The sequence below is a fragment of the Thermoanaerobacterium xylanolyticum LX-11 genome (assembly GCF_000189775.2).
GTDB lineage: Bacteria > Bacillota > Thermoanaerobacteria > Thermoanaerobacterales > Thermoanaerobacteraceae > Thermoanaerobacterium > Thermoanaerobacterium thermosulfurigenes.
On sequence record NC_015555.1, the window covers coordinates 2,234,849 to 2,248,240 of the forward strand.

The following is a 13,392-nucleotide window of genomic DNA, read 5'->3' on the forward strand; positions in this document are numbered from 1 at the left end:
GTTACCCTATAACAATATTAATCATAGGAGTGGAGCAAATGTCTCATAATAAAAGAATAACAGAAAATTCATCAATAATCCAGTACTTAATGAAATTAAATTTTGCATTATATTTTACTAAACCTGTTATTCGTCATATTGTAGAATTTATAATTGCTGCCACTCAAAAAGGTTATAGTGGTACTGTTACAGATATAGTTAATTTAAGCCTTGCTAATTGCCATAGAACTACATTTGGCAAATTCTTAAGCCAAGGTGTTTGGAATATAGAGTATGCATGGAGAGCAATAAGGCGAGAAGTTATTCGCATTATATTTGAATTATCCCAAACTAGCAACAAGCCGATATTTGTGATTTTTGATGATACTATTGCTGAAAAGACAAAGCCTTCGTCACAGGCTAAACATACTATCCAGGCAACAGGATTCCATCAATCACATTTAAAAGGGAAGCAAGTTTGGGGACATCAACTTCTTACCATGATGCTATCTTGCGGCAATGTGGTATTACCTTACTGTATTGAGCGCTATGAAAAAGGTGGCAAAAGCAAAATCGAAAGAATATGCGAAATGGTATCTATGCTTCCAATACCTAAAGGACCAGCATATGGACTATGTGATTCATGGTACATAAACAAAAAAGTAATAGAAGCACATTTCGAAAGAGGATACCATCTCATAGGAGCACTAAAAACTAACAGAATTATCTATCCACAAGGTATCAGAATTCAGATAAAAGATTTTGCCCAATATATCGAAAAGAACGAAGTTTGCCTCGTTACAGTAAACGGTTCTAATTACTGGGTATATCGCTATGAAGGAGCCTTAAATGGAATAGATAATGCTGTAGTAGTATTGTGTTGGCCTGAGAAAGCTTTTAAAAATCAGAATGCTCTACATGCATTTATCTGTACTGATACTGAATTAGATACCGAGACTATTCTAAATTACTACAGTCAAAGATGGCCTATAGAAATATTCTTTAGGCAGACAAAGAATAATCTTGGACTAAATACATATCAAGTACGCTCAACAAAATCAATAGATAGATTATTATGGCTTATATCATTGACATACCTGTATTGTACGACTTCAGGTGACGAATATTGCAAATTTGGGCAAGGAATAAAAATAGTACGCAAAGAAGTACAAAAGCAGCGTGTTCAATGGCTGTATGAGCGAGCTAATAATAATGTATCTATTGATAAAATTTTAGCAGAACTACAGTTAGCATAGGTGTAGTGCATCTATTTGATGGTAATATTTTGTTATCAATTTTTCTCATCTATAGTAAAATTAGTAAACTTTTTTCTCTAAAGTAGAGTACATCATTTTGTAAAAATATATATAACTATTAAATTCCCATAAGAAAATTTAGAAAAGCGAAAGACAATCCTAAAAATAGTATAAAAAAATTAATGATATTATAACATATACAATTATTTTGTTACAACAAAAAAGTGCGCACTGTGGCGCACAATAATTAGCTAAATCTTCTTTTTAATCTCGACAATACATCTGACATTGCTGCTAAATCGCTGCCGACTTCTTTTACCTTTCCTCTATTTTGACTTATGATGTCTTTAAGTCTTGACAAAATCTTATCGTTTTCCGTCCTCAATTCTTCTATCTGTCTTAGTATCTCATCATCTGACGGCAATGGGATTTCTGTCACATTTACTTCATCAGACTCAAAGTCATACGTATCGTACTTTGATGGAATGACAGTTTCAATGTTAAACACATCCTTTATCTTCTCTGAAAGTACCTTTTGGGCACTATCTTCGCCGTGAACAATAAATACTTTTTTAGGCTTTTTCTTAAATGACGATATCCAATCCATAATGCCTTTTTGATCGGCGTGCCCAGAGAAACTTTCTATGTTTTGGATCTCTGCGTTGACTGTTATTTCCTCTCCAAATATATTTACAGTCTTTTCACCTTCCAATATTCTCCTACCAAGAGTCCCTTTAGCCTGATAGCCAACAAATACTATTGTGCTGTCAGACCTCCAAAGATTGTGCTTTAAATGATGTTTTATGCGACCGGCCTCACACATACCACTGGCTGAAATAATTATGACAGGTTCTTTAAGGTCATTAAGCGCCTTTGACTCTTCTGTCGAATGAGTGAAATGCAAATTTGGAAAATCCAGTGGATAATCGCCATTTTCCACATAGCTTCTGGCTTCGTCATCAAAATAATCAAGATGTTTTCTAAATACATCTGTGACTGACGTAGCAAGAGGGCTATCTACGTACACAGGCACTTTGCTTATGTACTCTATCTCATTTTTGTAAAGTTCTTCATCTTTATGTATCTCATATAACAGCTCTTGTGTCCTTCCTACGGCAAACGATGGTATTATCACATTACCTCCTCTTGATATGGTCTTTTTTATTATCTCCATAAGCTTTTTGGCTTTGTCGCCTACGTCTTCATGCAGCCTATCACCGTATGTAGATTCACACACAAGATAGTCCGCTTCGTCTATTATTGTAGGATCTCTCAAAATCGGTATATTTTTGTTTCCCAAATCCCCCGAAAAAACTACCTTCGTCTCTTTTCCACCTTCTTTTACCCAAATTTCCAATATAGATGAACCCAGCATGTGTCCTGCATCATTGAACTTTACTTTTACATCTTCTGATGGCTCTATTATCTCATCATAATTGACACCGCAAAAAAGCTGCATTGCTGCTTTTCCGTCGTCAGCAGTGTAAAGCGGCATTCTAAGCGTTTTTCCTGCCCTCTTTCTTTTCCTATTCTTCCACTCATTTTCAATCTGCTGTATATGTCCACTGTCCTGCAGCATGTATTCACAAAGATCTACAGTGCCTTTAGTTGCGTATATCTTTTTTCTATATCCTCTTTTAAAAAGAAGGGGAATCCTTCCGCTGTGATCTATATGAGCGTGTGTCAAAAGCATGAAGTCAATATCTGCAATATCAAATGCAAACTCTTGATAATTGTACTCATCTTCTATTTCGCTTCCTTGAAACATGCCACAATCTATCAGAAATTTTGATTTTTCAGTCTCCACAAGATAGCAAGAACCTGTTACTTCCTTTGCGGCACCTAAAAAAGTGATCTTCATCATATCTCTCCTCTCGCAATTGATAAAAATATTCAAGATTTTATCAATAGTCTTAATAATATTATACTACAATTAACAAAAAAAGCGAGGAAAGACTTAAATCTTTCATCTCGCTTTTACAATCCAGGATACGAAAACACTTCAGATATGACAAGTGTAACAGCGCCTATGGCTCTTTCCAGCATTCCAAGCTTAGAGATCTCAATAGCAACATCATTGTACCTTGATACAAGACATTTCTCTTTTACGTACTCTTTGACAGCGTCTATCAACATATCACCAATAGCAGATAATGTATTGCCTATAAGCACCAAATCCGGGTTAAATGTATTAACTATATTTACAATTCCAACGCTTAAATTTTTAGAAATTTCGTTTATCGCATCGATAGCAAGTGGGCTTCCCAGCTCCGCATAGCCTGCAATATCGTTTATATCAAGAGAATCAATGTTTTCACTGTCTATAAAGTCATCTTTCTGTCCTGCTTCAAGCCTTTCTTTTATAAATTGAAAAAGTGACTTTTCAGATGCATAGTTTTCCCAGCATCCTCTGTTTCCACAACTGCACATGTGGTCATTTATATCAATCGTCATGTGCCCCATCTCACCTGCTAATCCGCTGGAACCCCTGTAAAGCTCATTATTGATTATGATTCCTGTACCTATGCCGATGCCTGCACTGACGTAGACAAAATTTTTAGCGTTTCTGCCTCCTCCAAACCACTTCTCACCAATAGCACCTGTATTAGCCTCATTGTCGATGTACACTTTTAAATCGAATCTCTCTTCCACCATCTTTTTAAGCTCCACGTTTTCCCAATTTAAGTTTGGAGCTTTTAACACAACGCCTCTTTTATAATCTGTAATGCCAGGTACACCGATACCTATACCTAATATTCCCTTCACCGTATTTGGTGAATTTTTTATAGCCTCATCTATAAGTTCCAGCATCTTAGATATGACATCTTCCTTGCTTTCACCGATCTTTAAATTTATCCGCTTTTGCCACAATATGTTTGCAAGTATGTCTGTCAAAATGACGAGGATGTAATTTACATCAAGATCTACGCCAATGACGCAACCAGCCAGGCTATTTATCATAAGCATTATTGGTTTTCTGCCGCCTTTTGACTCGCCAGGTCCTTCTTCCTCTACAAAGCCTTCTTTTATAAGCTCATCAACTAAAGAAGAAACTGTCGATTTATTAAGCCCTGTAATATTTGCCAAGTCAGCTCTCGATATTATGCCTTTTTTGCGGATAGTGTTTAAAACGATAGATTTATTAATTTGTTTTATCAGCAACTGATCACCTGTTATCATTTAATCACCTTGCAATACTTCGTTTTCACCAGCATATTATACCATATCAAAATGTGCTTACTCAATGATATGACCTTAACATAATAATCGAAAAACACATAGAAAAGTTTAACAATTTGACGAATTTTCAATAACTTAATTTTTCTTTAGCAATTCCACAATATATGCTCCAATATTAATCATCTCCCATCTAAAGATGGGAGATGATTTAACCTGTTATTTTAACAATTTACTTGTTAGTTTTAAGTAAAACCTTATAATTTTAACTTCCCAATTTCTTCAAAAGCACCTTTAAGTCTCGAATACAAGCTTACGTAGATTGGATACAGCTTGTTGTACTTTTCAACGTTTTCTTGGATTGGGTATACGCTGTCTGTAACTTTTATTAGACTGTCGCAGGCATCATCTACATTTTTGTAAAGGCCATATCCTACAGATGCCATTATGGCTGCACCAAATGAAGGTCCTTCTGTAGCATTTATCATGTCGATCCTTACATTGAATATGTCGGCAAGTATTTGCCTCCAAAGCCTGCTTTTAGCGCCACCACCACTTACCCTGGCTTCATTTACAGGAATATTTAAAGCCTTTATAAGTTCCAGCGAATCCTTAAGCCCAAATGCTACACCTTCTAATATAGATCTCGTCATGTGGCTTCTATTGTGAGTAATGGTTAAACCTACAAAGCTGCCTCTTGCATAAGGATCGCTGTAGGGCGTCCTCTCACCCATAAGGTACGGCAAGAATAATAGCCCATCACTGCCTGGCTTTACCTTTTCTGCTTCTTCTAAGAGTGCATCAAATGTCATAACATCAGTCTTGTAATTATTTACATCATCTACCCACCATTTAAGACAAGATGCAGCTGAAAGCATTACACCCATCACATGCCATTTGCCATTTGCATGACAGAACGAGTGAAGTCTAAGCTCATCATCTGCTGCGTACTCATCCTGTGATGCAAAAACGACGCCTGAAGTACCCAATGCGATGGACACTATACCACTTTTTACTGTGCCAGTGCCGACAGCACCACTGGCTTGGTCACCACCACCGCCTACAACAATAGTCCCTTCATGAAGCCCTGTCAGATCTGCTGCCTCTTTGGTGACATGCCCTGTGACATCTGTTGATTCATAGCACTTAGGAAGGGCTTTTTCCGGTATTTCAAATATATCTATCATTCCCTTTGACCATCTTCTATTCTCCACATCGAAAAGAAGTGTACCTGATGCATCTGAAACTTCTGTAGCGTACTCACCCGTCAATTTAAACCTTATATAGTCTTTTGGCAAAAGGATATGGGCGATTCTTTCATATACATCTGGAAGGTGTTTCTTTACCCACAATATCTTTGGTGCGGTGAAGCCTGTCAAGGCTTTATTTCCCGTGTACTTCAAAAGACCTTCTTTCCCTATTTTCTCTGTGATGTAGTCGCATTCTTCCTGTGTCCTTTGATCGCACCAAAGTATGGCTGGTGTTAAAACGTTATTGTCTTTGTCGAGAAGAACCAGTCCATGCATCTGTCCGCTTAAGCCGATGCCTTTTATGTCATCACCTTTTACGCCGCTTTTTGCAATAATCTCTTTTATTCCATCCCTCGTGCCATTCCACCAGTCCTCTGGATTTTGCTCGGCCCAGCCTGGCTCTGGATAGTACACAGGATATTCTTTTGAAACACTTGATACCACATTGCCGATTTCATTCATCAATATTATTTTAACTGACGATGTTCCTAAATCTATCCCTAAAAAATACATACATTTACCTCCATGATATTTGTTAAGGGCAGCTTTAATGAAGCATGAAGCTGCCCTCATGTTTCATTATTCTGCAAACAAATACTGATTTAGGATTGATTCTAATAGCTCTTGTCTTCCTGATTTGTTGACAATCTGGCTGTGCTCTAATGCGTACTTCTCAAGGCTTCTAAAATCAGCTTTTCCACTTACAATATCTGCACCTATGCCATCTTTGTAGCTTGCATATCTTTCCTCGATGAACTTGTCAAAAACGCCATCTTTTACAAGCTTGTAAGCCACTTTGAAGCCTTTTGCAAAAGCATCCATTCCTGCTATGTGACCCAAGAAAAGATCTTCTGGCTCAAATGAAGCACGTCTTACTTTCGCATCGAAATTGAGTCCACCTTTGTCAAATCCGCCCATCTTTATGACTTCATACATAGCAAGTGTTGTCATGCGTATATCTGTAGGGAACTGATCTGTATCCCAGCCTAATAGCATATCACCTGTATTTGCGTCAATCGATCCTAATACACCGTTTATTCTGGCGTATCTTAGCTCATGCTGGAAATCATGGAATGCTAATGTTGCATGATTTGCTTCGATATTAACTTTGAAATATTTGTCAAGATCGTATTTTCTCAAGAATGCCAATACATTTGCCACGTCAAAGTCGTATTGATGCTTTGTAGGCTCCTTTGGCTTCGGCTCAATCAAGAGCTGGCCTTCAAAGCCGATTTCCTTTGCATAATCAACAGCCATGTGCAAAAATCTTGCAAAATTATCAAGCTCAAACTCCATATCTGTATTGAGAAGTGTCTCATATCCTTCTCTTCCACCCCAGAATACGTAGTTTTCGCCACCAAGCTCCTTAGTAATCTCAAGTGCTTTTTTGACTTGTGATGCAGAATATGCGAAAACATCGGCATTGCAAGACGTTGATGCACCATGCACAAATCTTGGATTGGAGAAAAGATTCGCAGTACCCCACAAAACTTTCGTCTTGCTGGTCTTCAAGTAATCCTTTATCATAGCAACTATTGTATCTAAATTTTTGTTCGTCTCTCTAAGAGTGTCTCCTTCAGGGGCAATATCTCTATCATGGAAGCAGAAATACGGTGCATTTATCTTATCAAAAAACTCAAATGCTGCCTCTACCCTTGCTTTAGCTATGTCCATAGGATCTGTATAGTGATTCCATGGCCTTTGCATGGTAGCTTTGCCAAATTGATCTGTTCCATCAGCAGTAAAAGTGTGCCAATAAGCTATAGAAAAGCGAAGATGCTCCTCCATCGTCTTACCATCGATTACTTCCTCAGGATTGTAAAATTTAAAAGAATAAGGATTGTTTGATTTTGGTCCTTCATATTTTATTTTAGATACGTTCTCAAAATATTTATTCATAAAGCTTCCTCCTTCTATTCGTTTGTCTGTCCAACAAACATTATATATTATATATTCTACACAAATTTAAAAAATCCTTCTTTAAAATAAAAAAAATTTTAAAAAAATAACCGCTCTGGTATATAACCAAAAGCGGCTTGAACTTTAAAGCCGTCACCTTCTTTTTTAAATTATAAGTGACACTTCTGCCCCATCCCTTATCGCTTCTACTGCTGTTGCTACTTCTTTACAGTCGCCTATAAAAATCATATTGTCGCTTATGCATTTTTTAAATATTTCATCAGGAGTATTGCCTATTGCAATCACCACATCGTCTGCCTCAACTTCATTGCCATTATTGTATACAATTTTTCCATTGTTTATCACATCTACTTTTGCGTTTGTCACGATTCTTACACCGAGATTTTTCAACCTTTCCATCAAAAGCTTCTTATTCATGAGGTATATGTCTTTGCCTACTTCATCAAGCTCTTCTAATACTGTAACAGTTTTACCCATTGTTGCAAGGTATTCTGCCGTCTCCAAACCTGTCAAACCACCGCCTATTACAGCTATTTTCATCCCTTTTGGCATTTTGCCACTTAAAACATCTATGCCTTTATAAGGTACTACATCAGTTTTAATCGTCAATTCCTTTGGAATTGAGCCTGTTGCAATTATTACTTTGTCATAATTCATATTTTTTAGTTCATCGCACGTAACTTCTCGATTTAGATTGACTTTTACGCCGTATTTTTTTAAATCAGCTTCAAGATAATCTACTACTTTTCCTATTTCAGACTTATGCGGAGGAACTTTTGCCACTTTCAACTGTCCTCCCAATGCATCTGACTTCTCAAATAGCTCCACATTGTGCCCTTTTTTTGCCAAGTACAAAGCAGCAGACATACCAGCAGGACCACCGCCTATCACAGCCACATTAAGCTTATTTTCTGCAGTCACATCAAATTCTTTTTCTCTGCCTACCGTAGGATTCATCATGCATGATACAGGAAGCCCTTTTTGTATATACGCAATACATGCTTGATTACAATGGATACAGTATTTTATCTCATCAGCTTTTCCATTGATATATTTAAAGATACAGTCAGGATCTCCTATAAGGCCTCTTGCAATGCCTATAAAGTCAGCATAGCCATCTCTTACGATTGCTTCCCAATCATCTGCATCACCCAGTTTATCAGCAGCAATGACAGGAATCGAAACACTATCTCTTATTTTCTTTGCGTAGTCTATGATTGGTTTATCATCTATTCCCATTGGTGATATGTGGTACTCTGACGTAGAACCAACACCAGACGAAACGTTTATTGCATCTGCTCCGTGTTCTTCCAAAAGGCGAGAAAGTTTTACACTTTCTTCTATGTCAAATCCGCCATCTGTATAGTCGCTTCCATTTATACGGCATATTACAGCAATATTTGGCACTTCACTTTTCACTCTCTTTAATATCTCCAATGCAAATCTGGCCCTTCCATAGAAATTTCCGCCGTACTCATCATTTCTTGTATTTACATTTGGCGATAAGAATTGATTTACAAACCATCCATGTGCAAAATGAAGCTCAACTGCATCAAATCCTGCTTCCTTTGCTCTTTTTGCAGCATTCACAAAGTCCTTCACAAACCCTTTTATGTCTTCGACAGAAAAATCTGATGGCTTGTATTTAGGGTTATGCATAGCAATCTGCACCGCAGCTTTTGCGCCGTTGACATGAATAACATCTGCTAATTTTTTAAGTCCCTCAATCTTATCATCGTCGTCTATGCCCAACTGGTTTTTAAAAAACTTGCCAAACTTATTTACATATGATGCCTCGACTATCACTAAAGCCACATCTTTTGACCTTCTGTCGTAATATCCTATCTCTTTTTCACTGACAAATCCATCGTTTGATAAATTTGTGACAGTTGGTAACATTACAAATCTGTTTTTCAATCTTACATTTCCTATTTTACCTTCATTTAAAATCATGATAATGCACTTCCTTTTGTTTTTAATGAAAACCATCATTGTTATTTCTTAAACTTATTGTAATGCTTGTTTTTATATAAGTAAAATAATATAATATTATAAAATATATAAGTTATTGCTTATGATTGGTGATTTATATGAATTTTAGAGAATTGAATATATTTTTGTCTGTATGTGAGTATGGCAGCATGTCTGAAGCTGCAAAACACCTTTACATGACACAACCAGCTATAAGTCAGGCAATTTCCGAGCTGGAAGAAGAGTACAACGTGAAGCTTTTTGATAGAATAGGCAAAAAGCTTGTCTTGACACATGCAGGCGAAATTTTAAGAGATTATGGAAAAAAAATCAATCTATTGCTATTTGAAACTAAAAACACGTTACAGGATATATCTGATAGCAGGGCAGGAAAGCTTAAGCTTGGTGCCAGCAGGACTTATGGTACATATCTGCTGCCTAAAATGATAGGCAATTTTTTGAAATTATATACGAATGTAGAATTGCCATTTTGCATTAACAATACAGCGGAAATAGTAAATATGATACTAAACAGCGAAATAGATCTTGGAATAGTAGAAGGTCCAATACACTCCGATAGCATCGAAAGTAGACATTTATTAGATGATGAGTTGTACCTTATTTGTTCAAAAAAACATCATTGGACAAAAAAGAAGATCATCCAGATGGATGATTTGTCAAAAGCTGATTTTATAATAAGGGAAGCTGGCAGCGGCACGAGAGAAGTATTTGAAAACACTATGAAATCAAACAACATAGAATACAACATTAAGTTGGAGTTAAACAGCATCGAGGCAATAAAAAAGGCAGTCGAAGCAAACTTAGGTGTTTCAGTAATATCAAAGCTGGCTTTAAGTGAAGAATTAAAAAGTTCAAAGCTTATAAAAATAGAAATAGAAGGAATCAAATTTACGAGAAAATTCAATATCATATACCACAAAGACAAATACCTGTCAGAGCTCCACAAGAAGTTTATAGATTTCCTTTGCAGTGTAAAATGAAGCATGTTATTTTAAAAGAAAACCGTAATATGTCATGACGTAGTCTTTTATCCTATCTGCAATCGCCTTGTGACCCTCCTCATTTGGATGTATTCCATCTTCACATAAAAGCTTTCTGTAATCAGGTCTATCTAAAAACGCACTTCTCACATCTATTATCTTTGTATTAGTGCTTGATGCTATGCTCAATATGGCAGAATTGTACCTTTCCTGCCACCAGTATATCTTTGTGACGCTTCCAAGCCATGTCAATATGTTTTTGGCTGATTCCTTATTGCCTTTACTAATCCAGTTGAAATACTTGTCAGCATCCAATGGAGGAAGTGTAAGCAAAACCGGAGCTATATTGGCATTTTTAAGTGAATCTATGAGTTCTTTTAATGTCTCTTTAAACACATTGAAATCAGTGTTTGGCAGATGGTCTTTGTAAGGATTTTTTGCTACTTCATCCCAATTAAAGTCACAATCATTTCCACCAAATTCCAATAATACAATATCAGGATTTGCTTTGTTTAACTCTTTTTTTAGCCTGTCTTTGCCTCTCAGTATTGTACTGCCAAACTTCGATATGTTTTCAACAGTTCCTTTTAAATATCCATTTAGAATATTTGCATAAGAATCCTTCAAAACCACATATTTATTTCTAATCTTGTCAAGAACCACACCTTTAGATATAGAATCCCCACACACAAGAAAGTTGTAATTTTCTTTTATGTTTAACATCTCCATCATTTAGCCTCCCTAACCTTTTATTCTATTATACCACAAATTAACATATTTATTAACAAAAAATGCCGAAATATTCGGCATCATTCTAATTTCAATATTACATTATTATCATTTTTGTAGATTATATAATTTGCGTTAATACCCAGTATGTCGCCGCTTCCAGTTATGGTTTTACCTGTATTTACGTCAATCAAATCTTTACCATCAAAAGTGACAGTCAAGGCATTGTCCTTCGGCAGTATATACACCTGATTTGGGTCAATTGCATGATTTAGCTTTATGTGACTCCAGTTTTTGAAGCTTTTATCAATTGTACCGTAGTAAATTTCCACAACTTTATTATCGCTGTCTAATTTGCCTACGTACACATTGTCATTGCTGTCAGTGCCAATAAGTGAGAAGCCGCCACTCAAAAATGTGTATCCACTGCCATTTTTGATGACTCTTATTATGCCGTTTGATGACTCGTATAAAAGAACATCTTTTCTTTGAAGCTCGTACATTCTTGTAATCCTCTTAACTGGCAGTCTAAAGTTTGTAATCTGTCCCATTATATCTATACGGTACAGATAGCTATACCCATTGGCATCAACCACATTTATATAGATCATGTTTGTAAGAGGCGACAATGTGACATTTTCTATATGACTGTTTCTTGGAGCATATATAAGCTTGTCTATCTTTATCTTGTTGTTTATATCAAGATCATAGGCTTCAAGCTGTATCGCTTCACTGCCGCGGCTATACGTCTTATAAAAATATATGATTCTGTTTCTATCATTAAGCCATGTGTAATACTGTATATAATTGCTGGCCGCGATTACCTTCTTTATGCCTTGGGTCTTAGTGTCAACGACTATTATCTGATGGTTTAAAAGATATGAAACATAACTTCCGTCGTAAGATGCCTCAACACTTTCTCCGTCGCTGGGCACTGGGACTTTCATTGTTTTCTTCATCGCGTTTGTATCTGACTCAGTATTGACTTTTTGTATGTGAAACGTAGTTGTAGTAGATAGATATACATTATTTATATAGAAAAGCACTCCCATCTCTATTATCAACGGAAACACTATCCACGTAAAAATTCTTCTTATAGCTTTCATAATACCTCCATCTTATTTTGCATAAAATATTGTAGGAACCATTCTCTCGCCTAAAGGATTTGACGGATTGTTTATGACTTTCCCTTTGTAGTACATGGTGGTTGAAGATCCTCCGTCAAGATTTGTGGCATTTACGGCACCGTAATCAAGCATTATATTTTGTACATCCTTTAATGTAGCTCCAACGCTGGATATTGCTCTACCGTCTATGACTAAAAAAATAACTGTGCCATCGGCCTTCTGTCCTATTGCAGTCCTTGGAGCAATACCCCATCCACCATCGCCAGTCTTTATCATAGGTTTCCCATTGACTACGAGGGCAGGGCCAAAGCTTACAGCTTCTTTTATGTTTAAATTCTTTATCTCGTCCAACGTGTATTTTCCCACCAAAAGTTTGCCGTCTGTTGTAAATCCCGCAAGGTCTATTTTACCGTCTTTACTGTAGGCATTGTTGTATATGAGCTTTCCATTGTGTATTATTATTCCGCCTGGCGTTCCTCCACTTCCAGTCCATGCACCATCAACGTATCCAATAAAGCCTCCAGCGTTTATTGCAGCTATAGCCCCATTTTCTTTCGCTATCTCACTTACTGTCTCCCCTTCTTTAGGAAGCTTACTTGATATACCTACTTCAACTCTCGTAGGATCGTGAATTAAAATCACCTTTCCTTTAAATCTGCTGCTGCTTATGTCGTTCACTTCAATAGTCGTGTCGTGGTTGTTTTTGAAATTCAATAGACTACTTTTACTGCTGTCTGTAGATATATTTGTCATTTCCTTCATTATAGCGTCAATTTTGCTTTGAGGCAAAAATAATGTGGCAATGTACTTATGGCTGAATGTAGTCATAGCTGTCGCTACCAAAGTATTTCTGATATTTGTAAAAGGACCGTAAAATATTGACATCGGTATAACTATGACAGCCAAAAATACTTGAAATATTACATAAGCTATTATCTTTTTCATACAATTTCTCTCTCCCATTTTAACACCTTATAATTTT

General features: G+C 36.5%; 10 protein-coding genes. 2 read left to right on the top strand and 8 right to left on the bottom strand.

The window, feature by feature from the left end:
* The first annotated feature begins 38 nt into the window (after positions 1 to 38).
* Positions 39 to 1,235, top strand: a complete 1,197-nt coding sequence (locus THEXY_RS10850) for an IS701 family transposase (protein ID WP_013786955.1) — start codon at positions 39 to 41, stop codon at positions 1,233 to 1,235.
* A gap of 247 nt (positions 1,236 to 1,482) precedes the next feature.
* Here THEXY_RS10850 and THEXY_RS10855 read toward each other — a convergent pair whose 3' ends face one another.
* The 5 genes from THEXY_RS10855 to THEXY_RS10875 all read right to left on the bottom strand — a co-directional run bounded on the left by THEXY_RS10855 (position 1,483) and on the right by THEXY_RS10875 (position 9,535).
* Complete coding sequence (locus THEXY_RS10855; protein WP_013788882.1) at positions 1,483 to 3,096, bottom strand: MBL fold metallo-hydrolase RNA specificity domain-containing protein; 1,614 nt, start codon at positions 3,094 to 3,096, stop codon at positions 1,483 to 1,485.
* A 116-nt stretch (positions 3,097 to 3,212) separates the two neighbouring features.
* Complete coding sequence (locus tag THEXY_RS10860) at positions 3,213 to 4,415, bottom strand: ROK family transcriptional regulator (RefSeq protein ID WP_013788883.1); 1,203 nt, start codon at positions 4,413 to 4,415, stop codon at positions 3,213 to 3,215.
* Between the two features lie 254 nt (positions 4,416 to 4,669).
* Complete coding sequence (xylB, locus tag THEXY_RS10865; protein WP_013788884.1) at positions 4,670 to 6,175, bottom strand: xylulokinase; 1,506 nt, start codon at positions 6,173 to 6,175, stop codon at positions 4,670 to 4,672.
* 66 nt (positions 6,176 to 6,241) lie between these two features.
* Positions 6,242 to 7,561, bottom strand: coding sequence for a xylose isomerase (gene xylA / locus THEXY_RS10870; protein WP_013788885.1), 1,320 nt, complete (start codon positions 7,559 to 7,561; stop codon positions 6,242 to 6,244).
* Positions 7,562 to 7,726: 165 nt separating this feature from the next.
* Complete coding sequence (locus THEXY_RS10875; protein WP_013788886.1) at positions 7,727 to 9,535, bottom strand: NAD(P)/FAD-dependent oxidoreductase; 1,809 nt, start codon at positions 9,533 to 9,535, stop codon at positions 7,727 to 7,729.
* A 137-nt stretch (positions 9,536 to 9,672) separates the two neighbouring features.
* On the opposite strand from THEXY_RS10875, the gene THEXY_RS10880 reads away from it, so the two are divergent.
* On the top strand, positions 9,673 to 10,554 hold the full coding sequence (locus THEXY_RS10880) for a selenium metabolism-associated LysR family transcriptional regulator (RefSeq protein ID WP_013788887.1): 882 nt from the start codon (positions 9,673 to 9,675) through the stop codon (positions 10,552 to 10,554).
* A 6-nt stretch (positions 10,555 to 10,560) separates the two neighbouring features.
* On the opposite strand, the gene THEXY_RS10885 is transcribed toward THEXY_RS10880, so the two are convergent.
* The 3 genes from THEXY_RS10885 to THEXY_RS10895 all read right to left on the bottom strand — a co-directional run bounded on the left by THEXY_RS10885 (position 10,561) and on the right by THEXY_RS10895 (position 13,355).
* Positions 10,561 to 11,283 (bottom strand): SGNH/GDSL hydrolase family protein, encoded by a 723-nt coding sequence (locus tag THEXY_RS10885; protein ID WP_013788888.1) that lies wholly within the window; start codon positions 11,281 to 11,283, stop codon positions 10,561 to 10,563.
* Between the two features lie 80 nt (positions 11,284 to 11,363).
* Complete coding sequence (locus tag THEXY_RS10890) at positions 11,364 to 12,389, bottom strand: hypothetical protein (protein ID WP_013788889.1); 1,026 nt, start codon at positions 12,387 to 12,389, stop codon at positions 11,364 to 11,366.
* 12 nt (positions 12,390 to 12,401) lie between these two features.
* Positions 12,402 to 13,355, bottom strand: coding sequence for a phosphodiester glycosidase family protein (locus THEXY_RS10895; RefSeq protein WP_041592134.1), 954 nt, complete (start codon positions 13,353 to 13,355; stop codon positions 12,402 to 12,404).
* Between the last annotated feature and the right edge of the window lie 37 nt (positions 13,356 to 13,392).